We start from the raw sequence: 25,776 nt of genomic DNA, 5'->3' as shown, positions 1-25,776 counted from the left end.
GGCGCCGCGGCGATCGCTGGCATCGAAGCCGTAGCCGGCGTTGATACCGAAGTAGGCGCCCGTCCAGGTGAACACCGGAACCGGGGTGAACACCGGCGGCGGAGCGCGACGCGGAAGGTCGGCGGCGAAGGCGGAGCCGGCGAGCGCGATGCCGGCGAGGGCGGTGACGCCCCGAAGCATGGATTTCATGGTCTGGTCCTCATTCCATCTGGTGCCGCCGGCCTTTTGACCCGTCCGGCACCGATTGCCCGTCTTTAAGTCAATGGCTCCAAGGATGCTGTTGCATCGCGGTAACGCCGACCGTCCTGAAGACGGCCCCTTTGTGGCGCCCCGCCGTTGTTGCCTTGGTACCTGTCCCGATAAACACACGCGAATGGTCAAGGTTCACTTGCGGCCACGCTTTTTTCGCGTCCCGCCTCTGGACAGATTGTCGCATGCGGTTCCTTCGATGGAACCCGCCTACGGCGTCAGCGCGATCGCCGAGATCAGCCGGCCGTAATCCGCCTCGGCGCGATGCGTGGTCCGGCGGTAGCTGTAGAAGCGGTCCGGGTCGGAATAGGTGCACAGGCCGAGGATGGCGGCTTCTCCGATCTCCGCCTGCTCCAGGCGGGAGAGCACGAAGCCCGGCAGGTCGAACTGTGCATGGTCGGGCCGCGTGCCGGCCGCGAAGAACCGATCCGATCCCGGCGCCTCGTCCCGGAAGCGCGTCATGAAATCCGTGCCCACCTCGTAGGCGCCCTGCGCGATCGTCGGGCCGAGCACCGCGACGATCGCCGAGCGGCGGGCGCCGAGCCCTTCCATCGCGGCGACCGTGGCCTCGACCACGCCGGTCAGCGCGCCCTTCCATCCCGCGTGGGCGGCGCCGACGACGCCGTTCTCGGGATCGGCGAACAGGATCGGGCCGCAATCGGCGGTGGCGATCCCGAGGGCGAGGCCCGGAACCCGCGTCACCATGGCGTCGGCCTTCGGGCGCTCCGACGGGGCGAACGGCGCCTCGACCACGACGGCCTGCGCGGAATGCACCTGGTAGAGGCTCACCAGCCGATCCGCCGGCAGCCCGAGCTGCGCGCACATCCGCGCACGGTTCTCGGCGACGGCCTCGGGCCTGTCCTGCGAGCCGAGACCGCCGTTGAGGGAGGCGTAGAGCCCGTCGGAAACGCCGCCCTGCCGGGTGAAGAAGGCGTGGCGGACGCCCGAATGCGAGCTGAGTTCCGGCGCTTCGACGAACATGGCGGCTCCTGGCATGGCGGCTCCTGGCGAGACTTCGCGCCCGCGATGCGGGATCACGTCCGCCCGTCGATAACCGAAGGCGCCGGCGGTGACGATGGCACCCGCGGCGCCCTCAGCCGTGCGCGAATCCCGGCGGCGGCGGAAGGGTCGGCTGGGTGATCGCCATCGCCTTGAACAGGCTTCCCATCCCGCCGGGGGCCGGATCGGTGAGCCGGAGCGACGCGGCCGCGATCGCCTCGGCCTGGGCCGGCGTCGCGCGCGCCTTCAGCCGGGCCGCGCGGGCGGGAAGACCCAGCGCATCGAGGAAGGCGCGCTGATCGACGGGGCCGTGGATCGCCGCCCCCGCCTCGGCGGCCGCGCGCGCCAGGGCCGGAAAGTCGACATGCACGGTGAGGTCGGCCTCGCCCGGCGCGTCGAGCGGCCCGACGAAGCGATGCCCGGCGATCGCCTGGAGGGTGTCGCCGAAGCCCGGCCGGACATGGCCGTAATCGACGACGAGCAAGGCTCCGCCCTGGTCGCGGACGCGTTGCGCCAGGGTTCGCGCCAGCTCGAGGGCGGGGGCGGGCAGGGTCATCAGCGCCCCCTCGGCCGCCGCGGCGGTGATCGCGACCGTCGGGTCGGGCGCGAGGCCGAAGGCGAGGGCGCCGTCCGCGAGGCCGACCAGGCGCTCGCACCAGCCGCGCGCCGTCCGCACGAACTGGCGCACGGGGAGGCAATCGAAGAATTCGTTGGCGACGACGATCGCCGGGCCGGGCGGCACCGAGGCGACGTCCGCGTGCCAAGTCGGCGTCGCCGCCGCGAGCGTCGCCTCCTGCGCCGCCCGCAGCACCGGGCTAGTCTCGACGAGGTGGAGGTCGATCGCCGCCGTCGGCGCCACGGTGCGCAGCGCCCGCAGCGTGTCGGCCATCAGCGTGCCGCGGCCGGGGCCGAGCTCCACCAGGCGCAGCGGGGCCGGCGCCCCCATCGCGGCCCAGACCGAGGCGATCCACACCCCGACGAGCTCGCCGAACATCTGGCTGATCTCGGGCGCGGTGGTGAAGTCGCCCCGCGGGCCGAGCGGGTCGCGGGTGCGGTAGTAGCCGTGCACCGGATGGCCGAGGCAGAGCGCCATGTAGCGGTCGATCCCGATCGGCCCGGTCTCGCGGATCAGGGCGGCGATCTCGGCGCCGAGGGGCGTGGGGCTCACGTCCTCACCGCGCCGTCTCCGTCTGCAGCGCGGCGGCCTCGACGGGATGGCGCGGCCGCGTGACGCCGCGGGCGGCGAGCACGATGAAGACCAGCCCGACCACGGCCATCGGCACGCAGAGCAGCATGCCCATGGTCACGCCGCCGCCGAGCGGCCCGAGATGGTCGCCGAACAGGTAGCCGAGCTGGCGGTCGGGCTCGCGGAACAGCTCGCAGACGGTCCGCGCGACGGCATAGCCGAGCACGAAGATGCCGCCGAGGAGGCCCGGCTTGCGGAAACCGAAGCGGTTCACCGCGAGCGCCATGACGATGAACAGCAGCAGCCCCTCGGTCGCGGCCTCGTAGAGCTGGCTCGGATGGCGGGGCAGCGGGCCGCCGGTGGGGAAGACGACGGCATAGGCGAAGTCGGGCGCGACCCGGCCCCACAGCTCGCCGTTCACGAAGTTGGCGATGCGGCCGAAGAACAGCCCGATCGGCACGACCACGGCGGCCAGATCGAGGAGCGTGTAGCCGCCGAGCTTTCGCGAGCGCGCGAACAGCAGCATCGCCAGGATCGCCCCGAGGAAGCCGCCGTGGAACGACATCCCACCGTTGCGGATCGCCAGGATCTCGATCGGGTCGTCGAGATACATCGGCAGATTGTAGAACAGCACGTAGCCGATGCGCCCGCCGAGGACGACGCCCAGCGCCACCCAGACGATCATGTCGTCGATGTCGGCGGTGGTCGGGCGCCGCACCACGCCCCAGTAGCGGTCGGCCATCACCAGGCGGCGGGCGTAGAACCAGCCGCCGATCAGCCCGGCAATGTAGGCCAGCGCGTACCACTTGATGGTGATCGGCCCGATCGCGACGGCGACCGGATCGATGGCCGGGAAGGGCAGGGCGAAGAGCATCGGGACCTCCCGTGGAAACGCCGGCATTGGACGTGGGCCCCGGGAGGCGTCAAGCCTGGGCATCGGTCCTTGCTCAGGCCTCGGGCCCGATGGCGAGGAGGCACTGCCTGCCTCCCTAGCGAACCTAGTCGACTTAGCTAAGATCGTGCCGTCTTATAGTTGGGAATGTGCGATGCAGATAACCGTCCATGCGGCCAAGACTCAGCTGTCCAAGCTGATCGAAGCAGCTCTGCGTGGCGAGGAGGTCATCATCGCCCGTGGAAGCGAGCCCGTCGTCCGATTGGTCGCCATCCCGAAGACCACGTTCAAGATCGGTCTTCTGGAAGGTCGCGTGACAGGTCCGGGTCCCGACTTCCTCGAACCGATGGACGCCGACGCGCTCGACCTGTGGGAGGGTGGGCGTTGAGCGGAAGCCTTCTCCTGGACACGCATGCCTGGGCTTGGTCGCTCACCAACGATCGTCGCCTCTCCCCTGCGGCGCGGCAAAGCATATCTGCGGCCGCGACGGTTTATGTGAGCCCGATCACCTTCTTTGAAATCAGTCAGAAGGTGCGCCTCGGCAAATGGCCTGACATGGCCCCCTTCGCCGACAGCCTCGCCGACCTCCTCCTCCAGCAGGGCGGCAGAACTTCTGCGCTGACGGGTGAGATCTGCCTCATGGCCGGCACGATGGATTGGTCGCATCGCGACCCGTTCGACCGTCTGCCGGCGGCAACGGCGCCGATCCGCGCGATGCCGCTGATCTCGGCCGATGCCGTCTTCGACGGGCGCGTCACCCGCATCTGGTGAGACGGGCGACGCGCCCGGCCGTCACTGCGAGCGCCGCCCGAACGAGACCGCGTAGGCCTGGACCCGCGCGTCGATCAGGGGATCGTCCGAGACCTCGATCCCGTCGGTGAGGGCGTTCGGCAGGAACAGCAGCGCCTTCTCGGCGCTCGCGCTGTCGGCGACGGGCTTGGTCAGCGTCAGGGTGCCCATCTCGACCAGGCGGCGCTCCTCCGGCCACGGCTGGGTCGCGTCGTCGGTCCGGTCGCCGGGCTCCGCGAGCTGGGCCAGCACCTTGTAGGAGACCGGCGCCTTGCCGAGCCGCGTGCGGATCTCGCTCATCAGGTGGTCCGGCGCCTGCTTGGCGGCCTCCTCGGACCCGAGCAGCTCCTCGCCCTCGACCGGCACGATGCGGTAGCGGAAGGCCTGCCGCTTGCCGTTCGCGTCGACGAGGATGAAGGCGTTGACGCCGTTGTAGGTCTGGCGCGCCAGGCTCGTCGGGGTCCGGGCGGTGGCGCCGGCCTTGCCCGCGGCCGGATGGCTCGCCACGAAGGTCTCGGCCGGCGTCGGCTTTCCGGCATCCTTCCCGCTCTTCGCGATCGCGACGAGCAGGTCGCGGAACTCCTCGCCGGTGGCGACGGGGAAGTACTTCAGGCTGTTGGTGACGACGTCCATCTCGCTGCCGTCGGCGAGCTTGAACTTGAGCGAGAGCCCGTGCGGGTTGGCGTTGGCCGCGCCGTCTGCGATCGTCGGGAGGCCAGTGGCGTCCGAGAAGCGGGCGGTGACCGGCACGGCGGCACCGGCGAAGACCGACGCCTTGCTGAGCTTGGCCGCCTCGGCGCTCGGCGTGAAGCGTCCTTCCACGACGGTCCCCTTGGCGTGGTTCGCCCGCATGCCCGGATGCTGCCCCCAGAGCGTGTTCATCGCGTCGACGGTCTGCTCGGCGGTGGTGCCGTCCTCGGCCGAGACCGGCGTGCCGGCCAGACCGGCGAGCATGAGGCCGCCCGCCAGGGCGCGTCGGAGGAGTGGAATATGGGTCATGCAGGTCTCCGGATCGGGGCGGCCCTCCGGCACCCGAGGCGGCGACCGGCGGCGATGGATGGCTATTGCCACGATCTGGAGTTGCACAAAAGGATCGAGCCGCGCGCCGCGATGCGAGGCCGTTTATCGGCGCGCGCCGCCGTCTGGACCGACGAGCCGCAGCCCATGCCCGTCGGGTCCCTCGGCGTAGGCGGTGCTGCCGTCGGCCGAAAGCCGCACCGGGTGGCCGGCCTGCCGGATCGCCGCGACGGCTTTGACGACGTCGGCGGTCTCGAGGACGAGCCGCGTCGTCGCCCGGTCGCGCAGACCGAAGGGCGCCGGGGTCGGTTTCTCCGTCGCGGGCTGGCGGTAGTGCAGCAGCTCCAGATGCGGCGTCGCAGGGCCGCCGGGTTCCAGGCCGAGGACGTCGACGACGGGGTCGGGGACGCCGTCGAGGCGCGCCTGCGCCTCGCCGGCGTTCAGACCTCGCTGCGCCACCCGGAAGCCGAGCAGCGCCGCGTGGAAGGCGAGCGCGGCCTCGAGGCGCGTCACGGTGATCGCCGAGTGGTCGATGCCGAGGAACAGGCCGGGCGCGGCCTGCCAGCGCTCGGCGGCGGGGCCGCCGGGGAAGGCGATCAGCTCCAACGGGTGCCCGTCGGGATCGCGGAACTTGTAGGCCGTGACGCCGCCCGACGTCTTGGGCAGGTCCTGCGGGCCGCCGACGCTGACGGCGGTCGGCGACAGGCGCGAGAGCTGCCCGAACGCGGCCTCCATCGCGCGGACGGGGATCGCGAGATGCTGGAAGACCGGATCGGTGGCACGGGGCGCGTCCGGGTACGGCGCGCCCGGCGGATCGAAGGCCAGGAACGCCACGATCTGCCGGCCGAGCCGCATCGTCAGGCGCGAGCCCACCGCCCCGGGGGATCCGTAGGCGTCGCCGATCGCAGCCGGCAGCGGCTCGATCGGGCCGACCCGCGAGAACCCGAGGCCGTCGCGATAAAACGCCTCCGTCCGCGTCAGGTCCGCGACGGTGCGCTCGAACCCGGCGATCGATCGGACCAGGGCGCTCACAGGAGCCGCGCCCCACGCCGGTTGGTGTAGATCGTGTAGAGGGTGTGCGAGGCGCAGAGAAAGAGCCGGCTGCCGTTGCGGCCGCCGAAGGCGAGGTTCGAGACCGTCGCGGGCACCAGGATCTTGCCGACGCGCTCGCCGTGCGGATCGATGCAATGCACGCCGTCCCCGGCGCCCGACCAGAGATAGCCTTCGTCGTCGAGGCGGAAGCCGTCGGCGAAGCCCGGCTCGACCGTGTGGAAGACGTCGCCGCCCGAGAGCGATCCATTCTCGGCGACGTCGAAGACGCGGATGAACTTCTTCGGCGCCTCGGCGAATTGCAGCCCGCTCTCGGCGACGTAGAGCTTCGTCTCGTCCGGCGAGAAGGCGAGCCCGTTCGGCCCGTCGAAGTCGCCGGCCACGACCGCGAGCGAGCCGTCGCGCGGGTCGAAGCGGTAGACGTTGGCGGGCAGCTCGGAGGCCTGCTTGCCGCCCTCGTAGTCGGTCTGGATGCCGTAGGGCGGGTCGCTGAACCAGATCGTGCCGTCCGACTTGCAGACGACGTCGTTCGGGGAATTCAGCCGGCGGCCCTGGTAGCGCTCGACCAGCGCGGTGATCGTGCCGTCGAGCTCGGTCCGGGTGATCCGGCGGTCGCGGTGCGAGCAGGAGAGCAGGCGCCCCTGCCGGTCGCGGGCGTGCCCGTTCTCGAAGCCGGTGCCCGAGCGGTACACCGATACGCCGCCGGACTCGCTCCAGCGCATCACGCGGTCGTTCGGCAGGTCCGAGAACAGGAGCTCGTCGCGGTCGCCGAACCAGACCGGGCCCTCGCACCATCGGAAGCCCTCGGCGAGCATCTCCAGCGGCGCGTTCGGCAGCACGAACGCCTTGAACCGCGGCTGCGTGATCTCGAAGCCATCCATCGGCGCGGGCCTACTTGAAGCGTCCGGGCTGGTTCACGGTCGGCGTCACGTCGAGGCCGGTGACGATCATCGTGCACGGCTCGTCGCCGACCGTGCCGGAGAGATGCCCCTTCCGTCCGTCGCGCTCCTTGGTGTTCTGGTCCTCGCCCATCATCAGCTCGCCCGGTCCCATCTCGACGCGGGTGCCGTCCATGGTCTCGACGAACCAGCGGCCCGACAGGATAGCGATCCATTGCGGCCGCGGGTTCTCGTGCCATTGCCCGACCCAGCCGACCGGCAGCACCGTGAAGGTGACGCCGGCCTGCGACGGCGCCTGCTTGTCGTTCCATTGCGGCGCGGTCTGCGGGTCGATGCCCTCGAACTTGAACGCCGACAGCGCGAACCGTTCCTGCCGGCTCACGCCCTCGGCGTCGGTGTAGACGTGCCAGTACGGCATCCTGGGCGGCGGCCCGCCGTCGTGCTGATCGGCCATGTCGGGTTCCTTGCGAGAGAGGGTCGTCAACGGTTGTCGGGGGCAGACAGGGCCGGGGCGGCCTGCGGGCCGCTCGAGAGCGGGTGCCGAACGACCTCGGAGGCCGGGGCGTAGGCGCCGCCGATCACCACCAGCAGAAGCCCGCCGACGAGGCCGAAGTTCTTGAAGAAGTCCCAGAAATGGGCACGGCCCTCGCCGTTTTTCGACCAGAAGTCCGGGAACCGCCAGAACGGGTGGTACATCAGCGCGGTGACGGCGCAGAAGCCGGCGAGGACGAAGGCCGCCGCGCGATCGAAGATGCCGGTCACGATCAGAACCGGCGTCACCGCCTCGACGAGGATGCCGAGCACGAGCAGCAGGGCCGGGAAAGGCACTGGGCCGGAGCGCGCCTGCCCCATGGCCTCGTCCCAGTGCGCGACCTTGTCGTAGGCGCTGAGCGGAAACATGAAGACGAGGCAGAGCTTGGCCGCGAGCGGCACGGCGACGAGATCGAGCCACGTCATCGGGGGCCTGGGGTGACGGGCATCGCGAGATCCGGGGCGAGACGGGAGAGGGGCGGCGTTCGTGCTCGAGGGCCCAACGCCGCTCACCCGCCGCAGTTGCCGGGCCGGGCGGCGGAAGCGGGTGCGTTTGCTGCATCGCAGCGCGCACGATGCCGTGACCGGCCAGCCTGGAACGCCTCCAGGCTTGTGCCGTTGGCCGGCGAACCCGTTTTCTCCAGCGTATTGCAGTGCGAGGCCGACCGATGCGAGAGGACCATTACGACGTCATCGTGATCGGCTCGGGCCCCGGCGGCGGCTCGCTGACGTCGCGGCTGGCGAAGACCGGCAAGCGCATCCTGCTGCTGGAGCGCGGCGACTACCTCCCGCGCTCGCAGGACAACTGGAATTCGAAGACCGTCTTCGTCGACGGCGCCTACCAGGCGAAGGAGACCTGGTACGGCGGCGACGGCCGCACGTTCAGCCCGGCGTTGCACTACTATGTCGGCGGCAACTCGAAGGTCTACGGCTCGGCGCTGCTGCGGATGCGCGAGCGCGATTTCGGCGAGGTCCGTCACGTAGACGGCCTCTCGCCGGCCTGGCCGGTCTCCTATGCCGAGTTCGAGCCGTATTACGGGCAGGCGGAGGCGCTGTTCGCCGTGCACGGGCAACGCGGCGAGGATCCGAACGAGCCGTGGGCGAGCGGCCCCTACGCCCATCCCCCGGTCAGCCACGAGCCGCGCATCCAGAAGCTGTCGGACGACTGGGCAAAGGTCGGCCTCAACCCGTTCCACCTGCCGCTCGGCATCAAGCTCGACGAGCGCAACGGCAAGCCGACGCCGACCAGCATCTGCATCCGCTGCGACGCCTTCGACGGGTTCCCGTGCCTGCTCAACGGCAAGGCCGACGCGCAGGTGATGACCGTCGACCCGACGCTGGCCCGGCACGACAACGTCACGCTGCTCGTCAACGCCTACGTCTCGACGCTCGAGACCGACCCGTCGGGCCGCACCGTGACGGCGGTGAACGTCACCCGCGAGGGCCGGGCGGAGCACTACTCCGCCGACATCGTCGTCGTCGCGTGCGGCGCGCTGTCCTCGGCGCTGCTGCTCCTGCGCTCGGCCAACGCGGCCCACCCGAACGGGCTGGCCAACGGCTCCGACCAGGTCGGGCGCAACTACATGCGCCACACCATGTCGGTGCTAATGGCCCTGTCGAAGGAGGTCAACGACACCGTCTTCCAGAAGACGCTCGCGGTCTCGGACTTCTACTTCGAGTCTAAGGACTGGGAATTTCCCATGGGCCTGATCCAGATGTGCGCCAAGACGCATCCGGAGCAGATCCGCGGCGAGGAGTTTCCGAAATGGACCGGCTTCCTGCCGAATGCCCCGTTCGAGATGGTGGCGCGCCACTCGATGGACTTCTGGCTGCAAAGCGAGGACCTGCCGCATTCCGACAACCGGGTGATGCTCGGCCATGACGGCCGCGTGATCCTCGACGTGCGCGAGACCAACCGCGAGGCGCACGACCGCCTGCGCGGCAAGCTCGAGGACCTGCTCCGTCCGGGCGGGCTCTACACCTACCTGTTCGAGCGCTCGCTCTATCTCGGCAAGAACATCCCCCTGAGCGGGACCGCGCATCAGGCCGGCACGCTGCGCTTCGGCACCGATCCGAAGGCGTCCGTGCTCGACCTGACCTGCAAGGCGCACGAGCTCGACAACCTCTACGTCACCGATGCGAGCTTCTTCCCCTCGATCGGCGCCGTGAACCCGACGCTGACGATCGTCGCCAACGCGCTGCGCGTCGCCGACCACATCGCCGAACGGCTGGGCTGACGGGCTCGATCACGACCCGCTTCGGACGAGCGCGTGACGCCTGGTCGTCACGCCCGCCGCGGCATCCGGAACGGCAGCATCAGCCGCACCAGCGGATTGCGGAAGCGGTCGAGCGACAGGCTCTCGTGGACCGGGCGCACCGTCTCGCCGGCGAGCCGGGCCGAGAGCAGCGAGCGGGAGTAGAACGGCGTGTCCTCGAAGGTCCGCACCACCTCCGCCCGCCCGTCGTCGCTGCGGGTCGCGCGCGGCACGCGCCAGAACCGCGTCGGCGGCAAGGCCGCGGCGAGGGGCGGGCGGAGATCGCGGCGGGCGCCGGTGCGGTCGAAGCGGAGCGAGAGGTTCTGGCCCGAGCCGTCGCGGCGGCACACGTCGTAGAGGATCGCCGCGCCGTCGCCGAGGTCCGCCCGGCACCAAGTCCAGCTCGTGAAGGCCTCGGCCAGCGGCTCGTCGCCGTGATTGGTGTCGAAGTAGGCGGTGCCGGACCAGCGCACGGACGGCGCGTCGAGCGCGACCTCGACGGGCGAGGACGGCGCCATCGGCCACCAGCGATGCGCGCCCCGCGCGTCCAGGGTGAAGGGCCCGGGCGTGATCCCGCCGGGATGGAGCTTCACCGTGCCGCGGACCCGCGACGGGACCGGCGCCGTGGTCTCGTCGAGGGTGATGGTGAGCGAGGTGCCGTCCCAGGCCATGCCGCTCGGCCCGATCCGGATCTGCGTCGCATCGCGCGACAGGGCGCGGCTGCCGCGCTCGGTCATGCAGAAGCGGTTTTCGCGCGCGCCGTAGAGGACGACGTTGACGGCGCAGTGCTCGAACGGGTTCCGCGTGGCGTCCCAGGCGTAGTAGGGCGAGAACACGCTGCCGATGAAGGCGATGATGGTCAGCCCCTGGGTGCCGTCCGCGCTCAGGGCGTCGACGTACCACCAGACATAGCCGTCGCGGCCGACCGGCGTGTCGAAGCGGGGCGCGCCGCCCGCCGATCCGCCAGCAGCGTGTCCGCCGCGATCCGCCCCGATTGCGCCGCCATCGGCACCCCCGGCCCCGGATGGACGCTGCCGCCCGCCAGGTACAGGCCCGGCAGCCGGGTCCGCGCGCCCATCCGCTTGAAGGTCGCGCTCCAGCCGTGCGAGGCCCGTCCGTAGAGCGCCCCCCCGGTCGCCGGGAACAGGGTGCCGAACCGGTCCGGCGTGGTGACCGCCGTCTCGGCGGCGGAGATCGTCAGGCCGCACGCCGTCAGCCGTGCCCGCATCGTCGTTTCGCATGCGTCGATCTCCGTATCGGTGAAGGGTCGCTCGCCCCGGGCCGGCGCGTTGACGAGGCAGAGCAGGCGCTCGGGCCCGTCCGGCATCGCGTCGCCGGCCCGATCCTGCGCGCAGACGTAGGTCGTGGGGTCGGGCGGCAGCCGCCCGCGGCGGATCGCGTCGAACTCGGCCTGGTAGTCGCGTCCGAAGAACACGGTGTGGTGCGCCAGCGGAAAGCCCGCGGTGCGGGCGTTCAGGCAGAAGGTGATCGCCGAGAGCGAGCGCTCGGCCGGGGCCACCGGATCGGCGGCGCCGACCACCGCGGGCCCGAGCAACCCGGCGGCGAGCGCCGAGACGTCGCCGTTCATCACCACCGCGTCGGCCGCGATCCGCTCGCCGTCGGCGAGGACCACGCCCGAGACCGCACCGCCCGAGACCAGGATGCGCGCGACGTGCGCGCCGGTGCGGATCGTCGCGCCGCGCTCGCGCGCCAGCGCGGCGACCGCCGCGGCGAGCCGGCTCAAGCCGCCCTCGATCGACCACACGCCCGCCTGCTCGACATGGGCGACGAGCATCAGCGTCGCCGGCGCCTGATACGGCGAGGAGCCGCAATAGGTGGCGTAGCGGGCAAACAGCTGCCGCAGGCGCGGGTCGCGGAAGTAGTCGCCGAGCGCCCCCCACAGGGTGGCGAAGGGCTGGATCCGCCACAGGTCGCCCAGCCCCGACAGGCCGGCGCGACGGGCGAGGTCGACGGGTCCGGGCCGGGCGCTGCGGATGAACGGCGCGTCGAGGGTGCGGAACACCTGCTCGGCCCGCGCGCAGAAGCGCCGGTAGCCCTCGGCCTCGCGCGCGCCGGCGAAGGCGGCGATCGCGTCGACGGAGGCGTCGACGTCGGCGAGCAGGTCGAGCCGCTCGGACGCGCTCCAGGCGTGGCGGGCGAGAATGCGGGCGGGGCTCAGCGCGACCCGCTCACCCAGATCCGCACCGGCCTCGGCGAAGATCTCGTCGAGGATCCAGCGCATGGTGAACACGGTCGGGCCGGCCTCGATCCGGGTGCCGCCGACCGGCACGCTGCGCATCTTGCCGCCGGGCACGCCGGCGGTCTCGAGCAGCGTCACCGCGCATCCGGCCACGGCGAGCCGGAGGGCGGCGACGAGCCCGCCGATGCCGCCCCCGATCACCACGACCCGCTCGATCGCCATCGTTCCCCCGTGCCGCACGACGATCCGGCATTGATCTCACCCGCGACAAGTGTCAATCATAGATTACACTTCGAAAAGTCAAAGCAAATTGACACGGGAGGTCACGGTGGACGCAGGCCAGCGCATCGAACGGACCCTGGACAACGCGGTCGCCTACGCCGAGGCGCCGGGCGCCCCGCCGCGGCTCGCCGAGGCGATCCGCTACGCCGTGTTCCCGGGCGGCCATCGCATTCGGCCCCGGCTCTGCCTGGCGGTGGCCGCCGCCTGCGGCGACGACGATCCGGCCGCCGCCGAGTCCGCCGCCGCCGCGATCGAACTGCTGCACTGCGCCTCCCTCGTCCACGACGACCTGCCCTGCTTCGACGACGCCGAGACCCGCCGGCAGAAGCCCACCGTGCACGTCGCCTTCGGCGAGCCGCTGGCGGTGCTCACCGGCGACGCGCTGATCGTGCTCGCGTTCGAGACGTTGGCCCGGGGCGCGGCCAGGAACCCGCATCGGCTCGCGGCGCTCGTCGGGCTGGTCGCCCGCGCGGTCGGCTCGCCGGCCGGCATCGTCGCCGGCCAGGCCTGGGAATCGGAGGAGCAGGTCGCGCTGTCGAACTACCAGCAGGCCAAGACCGGTGCGCTGTTCGCCGCCGCGACGGTGGCGGGTGCGGCGGCGGCGGGCGCGTCGCCGCTGCCGTGGCGGCTCCTCGGGGAATGCCTCGGCGAGGCCTATCAGGTCGCCGACGACCTGCGCGACGTCGCCTGCCGCCAGGAGGAGATCGGCAAGCCCGCCGGCCGCGACGCTACCCTCGGCCGGCCGAACGCCGCCCTGCTCCTCGGCATGGGCGGCGCCCTCGAGCGGCTGAAGCGCCTCTCGGCGGAGGCGATCGAGGTGATCCCGACCTGCCCGGGCGCCGACGCGCTGCGCGCCGAGATCGCCGCGCAGACCCGGCTCTTCCTGCCCGCGAGCCTCGCCCACGAATTCGCCTGAGGCGAGGGGCATGGCGGCGGAAACCAGCGTGGGCATCGTCTCCGGCGGGGAGAAGAACGGCCTCCGCGCCGTCCCGCTCGCCTCGGCGGGGGGAGGGTGGCTCGCGTTTCGAAACCTTCGCGAGCGCTGGCGCGCCTTCCGCATCGCCCGCGTCGCGAGCCCCGCATTCCAGCGTTGGGCCGCCGGGTTTCCGCTGACGCGCCGCATCGCGCGGACGAACACCCGGGCGCTGTTCGACCTCTGCGCCGGGTTCACCTACTCCCAGGTGCTGCTCGCCTGCGTCCGGCTCGACCTGTTCCACACGCTGCAGCCCGGCCCGCTCGCGACGGCCGTGGTGGCCGAGCGCCTCCGTCTCGCACCGGAGCGAGCCGAGCGCCTGCTGAAGGCCGCCGCCTCCCTCGACCTGATCGGCCGCCTGCCCGACGCGCGCTGGGCGCTGGCCGACCTCGGCGCGGCGCTGATCGGCAACCCGTCGGTGGCGGCGATGATCGAGCATCACGCCATGCTCTACGCCGATCTCGCCGACCCGGTCGCGCTGCTGCGCGGCGAAGGACCCCCGACGCAACTCTCGGGTTACTGGCCCTACGCCAAGGCCGCCGAGCCGGACGCCGCGGAGGCCGGGGCGGTCGCCGGCTACAGCCGCCTGATGGCGGCCTCGCAGGCGCTGATCGCCGAGGACGTGCTCGACGCCTATCCGCTCGGATCGCACGCCTGCCTGATGGATGTCGGTGGCGGGGAGGGCGCCTTCGTCACCGCCGCCGCGGCCCGCCACCCCGGCCTGCACCTGATGCTGTTCGACCTGCCGGCGGTCGCCGCCCGGGCCGAGGCGCGCCTCGGTGCGGCGGGCCTGACGGTCGCCTGCCGCGGCGGAAACTTCTTCTCCGATCCGCTGCCGCGCGGCTCCGACGCGATCTCGCTGGTGCGGATCGTCCACGATCACGACGACGCCCGCGCCGCGGTGCTGCTGCGTGCGGCGCACGACGCGCTGCCCCCCGGCGGCACGCTGCTCATCGCCGAGCCGATGGCCGGGACGCGGGGGGCCGAGCCGATCGGCGACGCCTATTTCGGCTTCTACCTGCTCGCCATGGGCAGCGGCCGCGCCCGCACCGTCGAGGAGCTGACCGCGATGCTTCGCGATGCCGGATTCGACGCGATCCGCAGCGTGAAGACCCGTCGTCCCCTGCTGACGCGCCTCGTCGTCGCCCGCAAGCGCAGCGAAGTGTAAATTTGCCTTGACGCTTTTCATTGTCATTCTAGGATGACTGATGGCCGACCGGGAGAGTCGGGCCGGGGATGGAAGAGGCACCGCACATGGACGCGCTCGCCGTCGTTCTCGAGAAACCGGAGGTGCTGGCGCTCAACCGCCTGCCGCTGACTCCGGCCGCAGAGGGCGACGCGGTGGTCGCCGTCACCTGGAGCGGGATCTCCACCGGCACCGAGCGCCTGCTCTGGACCGGGCGGATGCCGAGCTTCCCCGGCATGGGATACCCGCTGGTGCCGGGCTACGAGTCGGTCGGCACCGTCGAATCGGCGCCCGCGGGCTCGGACCTGAGCGTCGGCCAGGCGGTGTTCGTGCCGGGCGCGCGCTGCTTCGGCACGGTGCGCGGCCTGTTCGGCGGCGCCGCCTCGCACCTGATCGTGCCGGCGGAGAAGCTGGTGCCGGTCGACCCCGCCCTGGGCGAGAAGGCGATCCTGCTGGCGCTCGCTGCCACCGCCTACCACGCGATGGCGAGCAACGCCCCCGGCGAGCGCTCGCTGATCGTCGGCCACGGGGTGCTCGGGCGCCTGCTGGCCCGGCTCACCGCCCTGTCCGGCGCGATGCCGACGGTGTGGGAGACCAATCCGGTCCGGGCGCGGGGCGAATTCGGCTATCCCGTCATCCACCCCGATCAGGACGAGCGCCGCGACTACGCAACGATCACCGACGTCAGCGGCGATGCGAGCCTCCTCGACACGCTGATCGGGCGGCTGTGCTCCGGCGGCGAGATCGTGCTCGCTGGCTTCTACGAGGCGCCGCTCGCCTTCGCCTTCCCGCCGGCCTTCCTGCGCGAGGCCCGGATCCGGGTCGCGGCCGAGTTCCGGCCGCACGACCTCGCGGCGGTGAGCGCGCTCGTCGCACGCGGCGCTCTCTCCCTCGACGGCCTGATCACCCACCGGCGCCCGGCGTCGGAGGCGGAGCAGGCCTATCGCACGGCCTTCGGCGAGCCCGAGTGCCTGAAGATGATCCTCGACTGGAGGAACGCATGAACATGCACCTGACCAACGCCGCGCTCCGCGCCGAAGCGGCCATCGAGCCGGATCCGGTGGCGACCGCGCCGGCGAAGAAGGAAACGCAGATCATCGCGATCTACGGCAAGGGCGGCATCGGCAAGTCGTTCACCCTGGCCAACCTCAGTTACATGATGGCCCAGCAGGGCAAGAAGGTCCTTCTCATCGGCTGCGACCCGAAGAGCGACACCACCTCGCTGCTGTTCGGCGGCAAGGCCTGCCCGACCATCATCGAGACCTCGACCCGGAAGAAGCTCGCCGGCGAGCCGGTGGCGATCGGCGACGTCTGCTTCAAGCGCGACGGCGTCTACGCGATGGAGCTCGGCGGCCCCGAGGTCGGGCGCGGCTGCGGCGGCCGCGGCATCATCCACGGCTTCGAGCTTTTGGAGAAGCTCGGCTTCCATGAATGGGGCTTCGACTACGTCCTGCTCGACTTCCTCGGCGACGTGGTCTGCGGCGGCTTCGGCCTGCCGATCGCCCGCGACATGTGCCAGAAGGTCATCGTCGTCGGCTCGAACGACCTGCAGTCGCTCTACGTCGCCAACAACGTCTGCTCCGCGGTCGAATACTTCCGCAAGCTCGGCGGCAACGTCGGCGTCGGCGGCCTGGTGATCAACAAGGACGACCACACCGGCGAGGCCCAGGCCTTCGCCGCCGCCGTCGGCATCCCGGTGCTGGCCTCGATCCCGGCCGACGACGACATCCGCAGGAAGAGCGCGAACTACGAGATCATCGGCCGGCCCGACGGGCGCTGGGGCTCGCTGTTCGCCGATCTCGCCCAGAACGTCGCCGAGGCGAAGCCCAATCACCCGGCGCCGCTTTCGCAGGACGGCCTCCTCGGCCTGTTCTCCAGCGAGACCACCGGCCGCGACGTGGTGCTGGTGCCGGCGACCTTCGAGGACATGTGCGGCGTCGCCCACGTCGCCAAGCCGTCCCTCGAAGTCGTCTACGACGAGGTCTGAGGCGCATGGCCGTCACCCTCGACATCGCCGCGCTCCGCGCCCGCCAGGAAATCCCGGCCTCGACGCTCGCCGCCGCGCAGGCGCCGGCCGTGAACCTCGCGGCGACGAAGGGCGACGGCCTCGGCTGCCATGCCGGCAAGGACGTGATGCGGGCCGCCGCCGCCGAGGCCGGCATGAGCGAGACGCTGGACCGGCTGGCCAAGGATTACCCCGTCGGGCCGCACGACCAGCCGCAGAGCATGTGCCCGGCCTTCGGCTCGCTCCGGGTCGGCCTGCGGATGCGGCGCACCGCGACGATCCTGTCCGGCTCCGCCTGCTGCGTCTACGGGCTGACCTTCACCTCGCACTTCTACGGGGCCAAGCGCTCGGTCGGCTACGTGCCGTTCAACTCGGAGACGCTGGTCACCGGCAAGCTGTTCGAGGACATCCGCGAGGCGGTGTTCCTCACGGCCAAGCCCGCCGATTACGACGCCGTCGTGGTGATCAACCTCTGCGTGCCGACGGCCTCGGGCGTGCCGCTGCGCCTGCTGCCGAAGGAGATCGACGGCGTCCGCATCATCGGCATCGACGTGCCGGGCTTCGGGGTGCCGACCCATGCCGAGGCCAAGGACGTGCTCGCCGGCGCGATGCTGCGGTTCGCGCGCACGGAAGCCGAGCAGGGCCCGGTCCAGGCGCCGCGCGCCGGCCGCTCCGAGCGCCCGACGGTGACGCTGCTCGGCGAGATGTTCCCCGCCGATCCCGTGGTGATCGGCGCGATGCTGGAGCCGCTCGGCCTCGCCGCCGGCCCCGTGGTCCCGACCCGCGAATGGCGCGAGCTCTACGCGGCGCTCGACGGCGCGGCGGTGGCGGCGATCCACCCGTTCTACACCGCGAGCATCCGCGAGTTCGAGGCGGCCGGCCGGCCGATCGTCGGCTCGGCGCCGGTCGGCGTCGACGGCACCGCGGACTGGCTCGACCGGATCGGCGAGGCCTGCGCCGTCCCGCGCGGCCTGGTCGAGGCCGCCAAGAACCGCCTGCTGCCGCCGATCCGCGGCGTGCTCGCCGCCGCCCCGATCCAGGGCCGCATCACCCTCTCCGGCTACGAGGGCTCGGAGCTGCTGGTCGGGCGCCTGCTGATCGAAAGCGGCGCCGACCTGCGCTACGTCGGCACCGCCTGCCCGAGGACGCCCTGGGCGGAGGCCGACCGCGACTGGCTCGAGGCCCGCGGCGTCCAAGTGAAGTTCCGGGCCTCGCTCGAGGACGACCTCGCCGCGATGCGCGAATACCGGCCCGACCTCGCCGTCGGCACCACGCCGGTGGTGCAGAAGGCCAAGGAGGCCGGCACGCCGGCCCTGTACTTCACCAACCTGATCTCGGCACGGCCGCTGATGGGCGTCGCCGGCGCCGGCTCGCTCGCCAAGGTGATCAACGCCGCGCTCGGCAACAAGGGCCGCTTCGACGCGATGCGCGGCTTCTTCGAGGGCGTCGGCACCGGCCACGCCGCCGGCGTCTGGGAGGCGGTGCCGCAGCTGCGCAAGAGCGTGGCGCGGGCGCCCGCGCCGAAGAAGCACGACCAAGGTCTCCTGCTGGACAACACGCCTATCGGGGAGATGGCCTGATGCTCGTCCTCGATCACGACCGCGCCGGCGGGTACTGGGGTGCCGTCTACGTCTTCACGGCGATCAAGGGCCTGCAGGTCATCATCGACGGCCCCGTCGGCTGCGAGAACCTGCCGGTCACCTCGGTGCTGCACTACACCGACGCGCTGCCGCCGCACGAGCTTCCGATCGTCGTCACGGGCCTCGGCGAGGAGGAGCTCGGCCGCCACGGCACTGAGGGCGCGATGAAGCGGGCGCATGCGGTGCTCGATCCCGGCCAGCCCAGCGTCGTCGTCACCGGCTCGATCGCCGAGATGATCGGCGGCGGGGTCACGCCGGAGGGCACCAACATCCAGCGCTTCCTGCCACGCACCATCGACGAGGACCAGTGGCAGACCGCCGACCGGGCGATGCGCTGGCTCTGGCAGGAATACGGCGCCAAGCGCTTCGCCAAGAAGGGCATCCCGCCGCGTCCCGCGCGCAAGGAGGGCGAGCGCCCGCGGGTCAACCTGATCGGGCCGGCCTACGGCACCTTCAACATGCCCTCCGACCTCGCCGAGATCCGGCGGCTGGTCGAGGGGATCGGCGCCGAGATCAACCTGGTCTTCCCGCTGGGCTCGCATCTCGCCGACGTGCCCAAGCTCGTCAATGCAGACGCCAACGTCTGCCTCTACCGCGAGTTCGGGCGCCTGCTCTGCGAGGACCTGGAGCGGCCCTACCTGCAGGCGCCGATCGGCGTGCTCTCGACCACCAAGTTCCTGCGCTCGCTCGGCGAGACCCTCGGCCTCGATCCCGAGCCGTTCATCGAGCGCGAGAAGCACACCACGATCAAGCCGGTCTGGGACCTGTGGCGCTCGGTGACGCAGGACTTCTTCGGCACCGCGAGCTTCGGCATCGTCGCGACCGACACCTACGCGCGCGGCGTGCGCCACTTCCTCGAGGAGGAGATGGGGCTGCCCTGCACCTTCGCCTTCGCGCGAAAGCCCGGCGCCAAGCCCGACAACGCGGCCGTGCGCGCGGCCATCGCGAACGATCCGCCGCTGGTGCTGTTCGGCTCGTTCAACGAGCGGATGTACGCGGCCGAGAGCGGCTGCCGGGCGGTGTTCGTGCCGGCCTCGTTCCCCGGCGCGATCATCCGGCGGCACACCGGCACGCCGTTCATGGGCTATTCCGGCGCGACCTACCTCGTGCAGGAAGTCTGCAACGCGCTGTTCGACATGCTCTTCCACATCCTGCCGCTCGCCCGCGACATGGATGCGGTCGAGGCGACGCCGGCGCGGATGCATCGCGAATTGCCGTGGAACGAGGCCGCGCGGGCGCTCCTCGACGCGCATGTCGAGCGCCAGCCGGTCCTGGTCCGGATCTCGATGGCCAAGCGCCTGCGCGATGCCGCCGAGCGCGGCGCCCGCCGCGACGGCGCCGGCGAGGTCGCACCCGGGCACGTCGAGACCGCCCACGACGCCCTGAAGCTCGGAGTCGCCGCATGAGCGCGTCCGCGAGCCTGCCGATCCCTGCCGCCCACACCCCTTCGCCCCGGCTCCGGCCGGACGAATCCGCCCGCACCCCGCCGAGCCCGCGCCCTGCGCCGGCCCCAGCGCCCAGGAGGACATCCATGGCCCGATCGATCGATGCGACGTCCCGGCTCCACCAGGAGGAGGTCCAGTTCAAGGTCATCCTCGGCGCGACCTACCCGTTCTTCCTCGCCGCCGCGATCGCCCAGCGCGTGATGCCGGCGCGCGAGCCGGGCCGCCCGGCCCAGCGCCGCTCGGTCTTCGGCGAGGCCAAGGCCATGGCGGTCTCGGCCATCCCCTACGCCTTCATGGGCTGACGCCTTCGGGCCGCGCCGGATCGCGCTTCGCGCCGGCCGAGCCCTTCGAGACGCTTCCGTCCGGGCAGAACGGGTGGAAGTCCGGTCGTGGCACCCAACGCCGCCACGGCGCTCACCCCCGCGCGACCCTGCCGCGCGGTCAGCCAAACGGAGGTACTTCAACCATGGCCAATCCCGGAACGCTCGAACGACCGAGCAGCCTCTCGGGGCTGACGGAACCCGAAGCCAAGGAGTTCCACGCGATCTTCCTGACGAGCTTCATCATCTTCACCGCGATCGCCGTGGTCGCGCACATCCTGGTCTGGATGTGGCGCCCGTGGCTGCCCGGGCCGAAGGGCTACGCCATGCTCGAAGGCGGGGCCCAAGCCGTCCACGGCCTCGTCTCGATGATCTCGTAAGGGAGGACACCATGCACAAGGTCTGGCTCCTGTTCGATCCCCGCCGCACGCTGGTGGCGCTGTTCACCTTTCTCTTCGTCCTCGCGCTGCTGATCCACTTCATCCTGCTCAGCACCAGCCGGTTCAACTGGCTGGAGGGCGCCAAGGACTCGAAGGCGGCCTCCCTCCAGATCGTTGCGCCGACCCCGGCGTGACCCGGCCCCGCGGCGTGCCGGCCGGGTTCCCGCCCGGCCGGCATGCCGCGCGAGACGCCGCGCACCGAAGGCAGCGGACCGGAGCCCCGATCCTCCCGCCCGCTGCGCCCGACACCCGAGCGCTGCCGCAAGGCCGCTCGCACGACCGCCCGCCCGAGCGCCCGACGGCCGCAGACCCATCCGGAGGCTATTCGCCATGGCGATGCTGAGTTTCGAGAAGAAGTATCGCGTCCGCGGCGGCACCCTCGTCGGCGGCGACCTGTTCGATTTCTGGGTTGGGCCGTTCTACGTCGGCTTCTTCGGGGTCACGACGCTGTTCTTCAGCGCGCTCGGCACGGCGCTGATCATCTACGGCGCGGCGCTCGGGCCGACCTGGAACATCTGGCAGATCAACATCGCGCCGCCCGACATCAAGTACGGGCTGGCGCTCGCCCCCCTGAAGGAGGGCGGCCTCTGGCAGATCATCACGTTCTGCGCCATCGGCGCGTTCTCGTCCTGGGCGCTGCGCGAGGTCGAGATCTGCCGCAAGCTCGGCATCGGCTACCACGTGCCCTTCGCCTTCGCGGTCGCGATCTTCGCCTACGTCGTCCTGGTCGTGGTCCGCCCGTTCCTGATGGGCGCCTGGGGCTACGGCTTCCCGTACGGCATCCTCAGCCACCTCGATTGGGTGTCGAACACCGGCTACCAGTACCTGCACTTCCACTACAATCCGGCGCACATGCTCGCCGTGACCTTCTTCTTCACGACGACGCTCGCTCTGGCGATGCACGGCGGCCTGATCCTCTCGGCGACGAACCCGGCCAAGGGCGAGACCGTGAAAAGCCCCGAGCACGAGGACACCTTCTTCCGCGACACGATCGGCTACTCGATCGGCACGCTCGGCATCCACCGCCTCGGCCTGTTCCTGGCCCTGTCGGCGGGATTCTGGAGCGCGGTCTGCATCGTGATCAGCGGCCCGTTCTGGACGCAGGGCTGGCCGGAATGGTGGGGCTGGTGGCTGAACCTGCCGGTCTGGCGCTGAGCCGCGAAGTCGCCCGGCCGCGATCGTCGCGCGGCCGGGGGCGGGACGGATACGGCCACCACGTCGCTTGAAGAACGCTCCCGGAAAGGGCCCAGGCAATGGCATACTACCAGAACATCCTCACCCAGGTGCAGATCCGGCCGATCGAGGCGGAGCACGGCGTCCCGGTCGCCGTCGATTCGCGCTGGGGCAAGCCGTTCCACAGCTACCTGATGGGGCTGATCGGCAACGCGCAGGTCGGGCCGATCTACATCGGCTACCTCGGGGCGCTGTCCTTCGCCTGCGGGCTGATCGCCTTCGAGATCATCGGCCTCAACATGTGGGCGTCGGTGAACTGGGACCCGATCCAGTTCGTGCGGCAGCTGCCCTGGCTCGCCCTCGAGCCGCCGCGCCCGCAATACGGACTCCGGATCCTGCCGCCGCTCAACGAGGGAGGCTGGTGGCTGATCGCCGGCTTCTTCCTCACCGCCTCGATCCTGCTGTGGTGGCTCCGGCTCTACCGCCGCGCCGCGGCGCTCGGCCTGGGCAAGCACGTGCCGTGGGCCTTCGCCTCGGCGATCTGGCTCTACCTCGTGCTCGGCTTCATCCGCCCGATCATGATGGGCTCGTGGAGCGAGGCGGTGCCGTTCGGCATCTTCCCGCACCTCGATTGGACCGCCGCGTTCTCGCTGCGCTACGGCAACCTGTTCTACAACCCGTTCCACATGCTCTCGATCGTCTTCCTGTACGGGTCGACGCTGCTGTTCGCGATGCACGGGGGCACCATCCTGGCCTGCTCGCGCTACGGCGCCGAGCGCGAGATCGACCAGATCGTCGACCGCGGCACCGCCACCGAGCGCGCCGCCCTGTTCTGGCGCTGGACCATGGGCTTCAACGCCACGATGGAATCGGTCCACCGCTGGGCCTGGTGGTTCGCGGTGCTGACGACGCTGACCGGCGGCATCGGCATCCTGCTGACCGGCACCGTCGTCGACAACTGGTACCTCTGGGCGGTCAAGCACGGGGTCGCGCCGTCCTATCCCCAGGTCTACGGCCCGATCGTCGATCCCTCCAGCGTCGCCCCCTCGGTGCACCCATGAGAACCCTGCTCGCCGTCGCCGGCGCGGTCGCCGCGCTGTTCCTCACGATCGCCATGCTCGGCACCGCCGGCTGGACCCGCCCGCCGATGGCGCAGCAGCAGACCGGGTTCCGCGGCACTGCGATGGACGTCATCGAGACCCGGGCGAACAAGGCCGCCAAGATCGAGGCCAACCAGGCGCCCGCGCCGGCCGACCCGGCCGAGCCCGGGGGCGACAAGGCCTCGGCGGTCTACCAGAACGTCAAGGTCCTCGGCGATCTCTCGGCCGACAACTTCAACCGCCTGATGGCCTCGATGACCGAGTGGGTCGCCCCGGAGCAGGGCTGCACCTATTGCCACAACACCGAGAACATGGCCGACGACAGCCTGTACCAGAAGCGCGTCGCCAGGCGGATGCTGCAGATGGTCCAGCACATCAACTCGACCTGGAAGGAGAACCACGTCCACGAGGCCGGCGTCACCTGCTACACCTGCCACCGCGGCCAGCCGGTGCCGAAGAACATCTGGTTCGAGAATCCCGGCCCGAACGCGGGGCACGGCGTCATCCCGCGCAACAACGGGCAGAACGTCGCCAGCCCGCAGGTCGGCCTGACCTCGCTGCCCTACGGCGTCTACGCGGCGTTCTACGCGCACAAGAACACGCCCGAGGACGCGATCCGCGTCAACGCCACCTCGGCCCTGCCGGAGACCAAGGGCAAGCCGATCCAGGACGCGGAGAAGACCTTCGCGATCATGATCAGCATGGCGCAGTCGCTCGGCGTGAACTGCACCTTCTGCCACAACACCCGCTCGGTGGCGGATTGGAGCACGAGCACGCCCAACCGCGTCGCCGCCTGGCACGGCATCCGCATGGTCCGCGACCTGAACGAGGACTACATGCTGCCGCTCTCCGAGACGCTGCCGCCGAACCGCCACGGCCCGCTCGGCGACGTGCCGAAGATGAACTGCGCCACCTGCCACAACGGCGCCAACAAGCCGCTCAACGGCGCCCACGTGGTCGAGACCTATCCCGAGCTCGCCGGGCCCGTCGCCTCGGCGGACATGCCGGCCGGCGTGCCGGCCCAGCCCGCGGCGACGCCGGATCCGGCGATGCCGGCGCCCGCGCCGAAACCCTGACGACCCCGGCCGGGCGAGCCCCGGTCGAACGTCCCGATCCCGAAACGGCCGCCGGACCCCCGTCCGGCGGCCGTTCTCTTTGCGGGAGGCGACGGGAGGCGCGGCGCGGCCTTTGCATATCGGACGCGCATCTCGGTGAATACCGCCACTTTTCAGAAATCGCCGGCGCGCATACAGACAGGAAACACCATTCGCGTATTATATACGTGCGGTTGCAAGCACACAGTGAACGAATGCATGCCGGGGGCAGGAACATGATGCGTGCGCGGGATCCCGGAGAGCTCGGCTCGGCCCTGACGTCCTGCCGAACGGCGTTCGTCGGCGTCGCGGTGATGAGCGGCGTGGTGAACGTGCTGTACCTCACCGGCTCGTTCTTCATGCTGGAGGTCTACGACCGGGTGATCCCGAGCCGTTCGGTGCCGACGCTGATCGGGCTGATGGCGCTGGCGCTGACGCTGTACGCGTTCCAGGGGGCGCTCGAGGCGATCCGCTCGCGCATCCTCGCCCGCGTCGGGGCGGCGCTCGACGAGGCGCTGTCGGGCCGCGTGTTCGACCTCGTGGTGCGTGCGCCGCTCAAGGGGGCCGCCCCCGGCGACGGGCTGCTGCCGCTGCGCGACCTCGACCAGATCCGCGCGTTCCTGTCGGGCACCGGCCCGTCGGCGTTCTTCGACCTGCCGTGGCTGCCGATCTACCTGGCCGTCTGCTTCCTGTTCCACCCGCTGATCGGCGTCGCCGCGCTCTGCGGCGCCCTCTTCCTCGCGGCGGTGACGTGGCTGACCGACCGCGCCACCCGCAGGCCGGCCCAGGCCGCCACCGGGCACGGCCTGCGCCGCAACGGCCTGGCGGAGGCCGGGCGCCGCAACGCCGAGGTGCTCGCCGCGCTCGGCATGCAGGGCCGCTTCCAGGCGCGCTGGGCCGGGGCCAACCGCGACTACATGGACGCCCAGCAGCGCAACGCCGACGTGGCCGGGGGCCTCGGCGCCGTGTCGAAGGTGTTCCGCATGGCGCTGCAATCGGGCGTGCTGGCGCTCGGCGCCTGGCTGGTGATCCAGGGCCAGGCCACCGCCGGCATCATCATCGCGAGCTCGATCCTGGTGTCGCGGGCGCTGGCCCCGGCGGAACTCGCCATCGCCAACTGGAAGGGCTTCGTCCAGGCGCGCCAGAGCTGGGCCCGGCTCTCGGACCTGCTCGCGCGCATCCCGGCCGGGCAGCCGCGCCACGGCCTGCCGGCGCCGTCGCGGACGCTGACGGTGGAGGCGGTCACGATCGCCCCGCCCGGCTCGCAGCGCCCGGTGGTCGGCGAGGTCAGCTTCGCGCTGAAGGCCGGGCAGGGCCTCGGGGTGATCGGCCCCTCGGCCTCCGGCAAGTCGAGCCTGATCCGCGCGCTGATCGGCGTGTGGCCGCCCCTGCGCGGCAAGGTGCGCCTCGACGGGGCGGCCCTCGACCAGTGGGAACCGGCCGACCTCGGCCCCCATCTCGGCTACCTGCCGCAGGAGGCGGAGCTGTTCGCCGGCACCATCGGCGAGAACATCGCCCGCTTCGACCCGGCGGCCTCGGCCGAGGCGGTGATCGCGGCGGCGCAGGCGGCGGGCATCCACGAGATGGTGCTGCGGCTGACCGACGGCTACGACACCCGGATCGGCGAGGGCGGAGCGGGCCTGTCCTCCGGCCAGCGCCAGCGCATCGGCCTGGCGCGGGCGCTCTACGGCGACCCGTTCCTGGTGATCCTCGACGAGCCCAACGCCAACCTCGACGCCGAGGGCGAGAACGCGCTGACCCGGGCGATCCTCGGCGTGCGGGCGCGGGGCGGCATCTGCATCGTCGTGGCGCACCGCCCCTCGGCCCTGGCCGCGCTCGACCTCGTGCTGATGATGGCCGACGGCCGCGCCCAGGCCTTCGGCCCGAAGGACGAGGTGTTCAAGCGCGTGCTGCGCGCCGCCCCCGAACCGGCCCCGGCGGGGCTGCCCGCGCAAGGGCCCGCGAAGCCGACCCTGCAGGAAAGCGCCTGACCATGGCCGACCCCGTGATCCTCGCAGGCCCGATCGCCGCCGTCCCGGCCGCCCCCCTGC

26 protein-coding genes and 1 pseudogene are annotated in these 25,776 nt (G+C 71.4%); 16 read left to right on the top strand and 11 right to left on the bottom strand.

All coding sequences use genetic code 11. The annotated features are described in order from the left end of the window. The 4 genes and pseudogenes from FV227_RS19940 to lgt form a co-directional block, all read right to left on the bottom strand. Nucleotides 1-189: pseudogene (locus tag FV227_RS19940) on the bottom strand (porin family protein); the annotation flags it as partial. A 270-nt stretch (nucleotides 190-459) separates the two neighbouring features. Continuing rightward, nucleotides 460-1,230, bottom strand: coding sequence for a peptidoglycan editing factor PgeF (gene pgeF / locus FV227_RS19935; protein ID WP_147729524.1), 771 nt, complete (start codon nucleotides 1,228-1,230; stop codon nucleotides 460-462). Between the two features lie 112 nt (nucleotides 1,231-1,342). Beyond that, nucleotides 1,343-2,416 carry an SAM-dependent methyltransferase gene (locus FV227_RS19930; RefSeq protein WP_147859743.1) on the bottom strand — a complete coding sequence of 358 codons (1,074 nt, stop codon included), beginning with the start codon at nucleotides 2,414-2,416 and terminating at the stop codon, nucleotides 1,343-1,345. A 4-nt stretch (nucleotides 2,417-2,420) separates the two neighbouring features. After that, complete coding sequence (gene lgt, locus FV227_RS19925; protein ID WP_244028036.1) at nucleotides 2,421-3,308, bottom strand: prolipoprotein diacylglyceryl transferase; 888 nt, start codon at nucleotides 3,306-3,308, stop codon at nucleotides 2,421-2,423. 172 nt (nucleotides 3,309-3,480) lie between these two features. On the opposite strand from lgt, the gene FV227_RS19920 reads away from it, so the two are divergent. Beyond that, on the top strand, nucleotides 3,481-3,714 hold the full coding sequence (locus tag FV227_RS19920) for a type II toxin-antitoxin system prevent-host-death family antitoxin (protein ID WP_147727367.1): 234 nt from the start codon (nucleotides 3,481-3,483) through the stop codon (nucleotides 3,712-3,714). Continuing rightward, on the top strand, nucleotides 3,711-4,097 hold the full coding sequence (locus FV227_RS19915; protein WP_147859742.1) for a type II toxin-antitoxin system VapC family toxin: 387 nt from the start codon (nucleotides 3,711-3,713) through the stop codon (nucleotides 4,095-4,097). The genes FV227_RS19920 and FV227_RS19915 overlap by 4 nt, the downstream gene beginning before the upstream one ends. A gap of 21 nt (nucleotides 4,098-4,118) precedes the next feature. On the opposite strand, the gene FV227_RS19910 is transcribed toward FV227_RS19915, so the two are convergent. The 5 genes from FV227_RS19910 to FV227_RS19890 all read right to left on the bottom strand — a co-directional run bounded on the left by FV227_RS19910 (nucleotide 4,119) and on the right by FV227_RS19890 (nucleotide 8,038). Next, on the bottom strand, nucleotides 4,119-5,114 hold the full coding sequence (locus tag FV227_RS19910) for a catalase family peroxidase (RefSeq protein WP_147727365.1): 996 nt from the start codon (nucleotides 5,112-5,114) through the stop codon (nucleotides 4,119-4,121). 123 nt (nucleotides 5,115-5,237) lie between these two features. Further along, a complete protein-coding gene (locus FV227_RS19905; RefSeq protein ID WP_147727364.1) occupies nucleotides 5,238-6,164 on the bottom strand; it encodes a VOC family protein in 927 nt (308 codons plus the stop codon). Continuing rightward, nucleotides 6,161-7,063, bottom strand: a complete 903-nt coding sequence (locus tag FV227_RS19900) for an SMP-30/gluconolactonase/LRE family protein (RefSeq protein WP_147727363.1) — start codon at nucleotides 7,061-7,063, stop codon at nucleotides 6,161-6,163. The genes FV227_RS19905 and FV227_RS19900 overlap by 4 nt, the downstream gene beginning before the upstream one ends. A 10-nt stretch (nucleotides 7,064-7,073) precedes the next feature. Then, nucleotides 7,074-7,535, bottom strand: coding sequence for a cupin domain-containing protein (locus FV227_RS19895; RefSeq protein ID WP_147727362.1), 462 nt, complete (start codon nucleotides 7,533-7,535; stop codon nucleotides 7,074-7,076). A 26-nt stretch (nucleotides 7,536-7,561) separates the two neighbouring features. Then, complete coding sequence (locus FV227_RS19890; RefSeq protein ID WP_147727361.1) at nucleotides 7,562-8,038, bottom strand: DoxX family protein; 477 nt, start codon at nucleotides 8,036-8,038, stop codon at nucleotides 7,562-7,564. 242 nt (nucleotides 8,039-8,280) lie between these two features. On the opposite strand from FV227_RS19890, the gene FV227_RS19885 reads away from it, so the two are divergent. Then, nucleotides 8,281-9,849, top strand: a complete 1,569-nt coding sequence (locus tag FV227_RS19885) for a GMC family oxidoreductase (RefSeq protein ID WP_147727360.1) — start codon at nucleotides 8,281-8,283, stop codon at nucleotides 9,847-9,849. A gap of 47 nt (nucleotides 9,850-9,896) precedes the next feature. Here FV227_RS19885 and FV227_RS19880 read toward each other — a convergent pair whose 3' ends face one another. Next, entirely contained in the window at nucleotides 9,897-10,754 is an 858-nt protein-coding gene (locus tag FV227_RS19880) for a carotenoid 1,2-hydratase (RefSeq protein WP_147727369.1), read from the bottom strand. Beyond that, the gene (gene crtD / locus FV227_RS19875) at nucleotides 10,751-12,289 is read right to left on the bottom strand and encodes a 1-hydroxycarotenoid 3,4-desaturase CrtD (RefSeq protein WP_147859744.1); all 1,539 of its coding nucleotides are present in this window, start codon (nucleotides 12,287-12,289) and stop codon (nucleotides 10,751-10,753) included. The genes FV227_RS19880 and crtD overlap by 4 nt, the downstream gene beginning before the upstream one ends. 106 nt (nucleotides 12,290-12,395) lie before the next feature. Between crtD and FV227_RS19870 the strand changes: the two genes are divergently transcribed. The 13 genes from FV227_RS19870 to FV227_RS19810 all read left to right on the top strand — a co-directional run bounded on the left by FV227_RS19870 (nucleotide 12,396) and on the right by FV227_RS19810 (nucleotide 25,716). Then, complete coding sequence (locus tag FV227_RS19870) at nucleotides 12,396-13,265, top strand: polyprenyl synthetase family protein (protein WP_147859741.1); 870 nt, start codon at nucleotides 12,396-12,398, stop codon at nucleotides 13,263-13,265. Between the two features lie 10 nt (nucleotides 13,266-13,275). Continuing rightward, on the top strand, nucleotides 13,276-14,490 hold the full coding sequence (locus FV227_RS19865) for a methyltransferase (RefSeq protein ID WP_147728120.1): 1,215 nt from the start codon (nucleotides 13,276-13,278) through the stop codon (nucleotides 14,488-14,490). Nucleotides 14,491-14,576: 86 nt separating this feature from the next. Beyond that, complete coding sequence (gene bchC, locus FV227_RS19860; protein WP_147843839.1) at nucleotides 14,577-15,512, top strand: chlorophyll synthesis pathway protein BchC; 936 nt, start codon at nucleotides 14,577-14,579, stop codon at nucleotides 15,510-15,512. Beyond that, nucleotides 15,509-16,495 carry a chlorophyllide a reductase iron protein subunit X gene (locus FV227_RS19855; protein ID WP_147728121.1) on the top strand — a complete coding sequence of 329 codons (987 nt, stop codon included), beginning with the start codon at nucleotides 15,509-15,511 and terminating at the stop codon, nucleotides 16,493-16,495. Before bchC ends, FV227_RS19855 begins: the two co-directional genes overlap by 4 nt. Nucleotides 16,496-16,500: 5 nt before the next feature. Then, nucleotides 16,501-18,093, top strand: coding sequence for a chlorophyllide a reductase subunit Y (bchY, locus tag FV227_RS19850; protein ID WP_147728122.1), 1,593 nt, complete (start codon nucleotides 16,501-16,503; stop codon nucleotides 18,091-18,093). Continuing rightward, nucleotides 18,093-19,559, top strand: a complete 1,467-nt coding sequence (gene bchZ, locus FV227_RS19845; RefSeq protein ID WP_147859740.1) for a chlorophyllide a reductase subunit Z — start codon at nucleotides 18,093-18,095, stop codon at nucleotides 19,557-19,559. Before bchY ends, bchZ begins: the two co-directional genes overlap by 1 nt. A gap of 125 nt (nucleotides 19,560-19,684) precedes the next feature. Further along, complete coding sequence (locus FV227_RS19840) at nucleotides 19,685-19,900, top strand: hypothetical protein (RefSeq protein WP_147730004.1); 216 nt, start codon at nucleotides 19,685-19,687, stop codon at nucleotides 19,898-19,900. A 164-nt stretch (nucleotides 19,901-20,064) separates the two neighbouring features. Then, nucleotides 20,065-20,298, top strand: a complete 234-nt coding sequence (gene pufB, locus FV227_RS19835) for a light-harvesting antenna LH1, beta subunit (protein ID WP_147730005.1) — start codon at nucleotides 20,065-20,067, stop codon at nucleotides 20,296-20,298. An 11-nt stretch (nucleotides 20,299-20,309) separates the two neighbouring features. Continuing rightward, on the top strand, nucleotides 20,310-20,492 hold the full coding sequence (gene pufA, locus FV227_RS19830) for a light-harvesting antenna LH1, alpha subunit (RefSeq protein WP_147730006.1): 183 nt from the start codon (nucleotides 20,310-20,312) through the stop codon (nucleotides 20,490-20,492). A 196-nt stretch (nucleotides 20,493-20,688) separates the two neighbouring features. Continuing rightward, complete coding sequence (gene pufL, locus FV227_RS19825; protein WP_147729315.1) at nucleotides 20,689-21,513, top strand: photosynthetic reaction center subunit L; 825 nt, start codon at nucleotides 20,689-20,691, stop codon at nucleotides 21,511-21,513. 98 nt (nucleotides 21,514-21,611) lie between these two features. Further along, complete coding sequence (gene pufM, locus FV227_RS19820) at nucleotides 21,612-22,592, top strand: photosynthetic reaction center subunit M (RefSeq protein WP_147729316.1); 981 nt, start codon at nucleotides 21,612-21,614, stop codon at nucleotides 22,590-22,592. Continuing rightward, nucleotides 22,589-23,707, top strand: coding sequence for a photosynthetic reaction center cytochrome PufC (gene pufC / locus FV227_RS19815; RefSeq protein WP_147859739.1), 1,119 nt, complete (start codon nucleotides 22,589-22,591; stop codon nucleotides 23,705-23,707). The genes pufM and pufC overlap by 4 nt, the downstream gene beginning before the upstream one ends. Before the next feature lie 254 nt (nucleotides 23,708-23,961). Beyond that, the gene (locus FV227_RS19810; RefSeq protein WP_147859738.1) at nucleotides 23,962-25,716 is read left to right on the top strand and encodes a type I secretion system permease/ATPase; all 1,755 of its coding nucleotides are present in this window, start codon (nucleotides 23,962-23,964) and stop codon (nucleotides 25,714-25,716) included. Nucleotides 25,717-25,776: the final 60 nt, after the last annotated feature.

Source organism: Methylobacterium sp. WL119, assembly GCF_008039875.1.
Taxonomy (GTDB): Bacteria; Pseudomonadota; Alphaproteobacteria; order Rhizobiales; family Beijerinckiaceae; genus Methylobacterium.
Note: the sequence above shows the minus strand (reverse complement) of the source record. Positions and strands in the feature narration are given on the sequence as shown.

Bases quoted from the DNA above. Each gene is read 5' to 3' on its own strand.
- pgeF (WP_147729524.1), bottom strand. From the start codon at position 1,230: ATGTTCGTCGAAGCGCCGGAACTCAGCTCGCATTCGGGCGTCCGCCAC.
- lgt (WP_244028036.1), bottom strand. From the start codon at position 3,308: ATGCTCTTCGCCCTGCCCTTCCCGGCCATCGATCCGGTCGCCGTCGCG.
- FV227_RS19920 (WP_147727367.1), top strand. From the start codon at position 3,481: ATGCAGATAACCGTCCATGCGGCCAAGACTCAGCTGTCCAAGCTGATC.
- FV227_RS19910 (WP_147727365.1), bottom strand. From the start codon at position 5,114: ATGACCCATATTCCACTCCTCCGACGCGCCCTGGCGGGCGGCCTCATG.
- FV227_RS19900 (WP_147727363.1), bottom strand. From the start codon at position 7,063: ATGGATGGCTTCGAGATCACGCAGCCGCGGTTCAAGGCGTTCGTGCTG.
- FV227_RS19895 (WP_147727362.1), bottom strand. From the start codon at position 7,535: ATGGCCGATCAGCACGACGGCGGGCCGCCGCCCAGGATGCCGTACTGG.
- FV227_RS19890 (WP_147727361.1), bottom strand. From the start codon at position 8,038: ATGACGTGGCTCGATCTCGTCGCCGTGCCGCTCGCGGCCAAGCTCTGC.
- FV227_RS19885 (WP_147727360.1), top strand. From the start codon at position 8,281: ATGCGAGAGGACCATTACGACGTCATCGTGATCGGCTCGGGCCCCGGC.
- crtD (WP_147859744.1), bottom strand. From the start codon at position 12,289: ATGGCGATCGAGCGGGTCGTGGTGATCGGGGGCGGCATCGGCGGGCTC.
- FV227_RS19865 (WP_147728120.1), top strand. From the start codon at position 13,276: ATGGCGGCGGAAACCAGCGTGGGCATCGTCTCCGGCGGGGAGAAGAAC.
- bchC (WP_147843839.1), top strand. From the start codon at position 14,577: ATGGACGCGCTCGCCGTCGTTCTCGAGAAACCGGAGGTGCTGGCGCTC.
- FV227_RS19855 (WP_147728121.1), top strand. From the start codon at position 15,509: ATGAACATGCACCTGACCAACGCCGCGCTCCGCGCCGAAGCGGCCATC.
- bchY (WP_147728122.1), top strand. From the start codon at position 16,501: ATGGCCGTCACCCTCGACATCGCCGCGCTCCGCGCCCGCCAGGAAATC.
- bchZ (WP_147859740.1), top strand. From the start codon at position 18,093: ATGCTCGTCCTCGATCACGACCGCGCCGGCGGGTACTGGGGTGCCGTC.
- FV227_RS19840 (WP_147730004.1), top strand. From the start codon at position 19,685: ATGGCCCGATCGATCGATGCGACGTCCCGGCTCCACCAGGAGGAGGTC.
- pufB (WP_147730005.1), top strand. From the start codon at position 20,065: ATGGCCAATCCCGGAACGCTCGAACGACCGAGCAGCCTCTCGGGGCTG.
- pufA (WP_147730006.1), top strand. From the start codon at position 20,310: ATGCACAAGGTCTGGCTCCTGTTCGATCCCCGCCGCACGCTGGTGGCG.
- pufL (WP_147729315.1), top strand. From the start codon at position 20,689: ATGGCGATGCTGAGTTTCGAGAAGAAGTATCGCGTCCGCGGCGGCACC.
- pufM (WP_147729316.1), top strand. From the start codon at position 21,612: ATGGCATACTACCAGAACATCCTCACCCAGGTGCAGATCCGGCCGATC.
- pufC (WP_147859739.1), top strand. From the start codon at position 22,589: ATGAGAACCCTGCTCGCCGTCGCCGGCGCGGTCGCCGCGCTGTTCCTC.
- FV227_RS19810 (WP_147859738.1), top strand. From the start codon at position 23,962: ATGATGCGTGCGCGGGATCCCGGAGAGCTCGGCTCGGCCCTGACGTCC.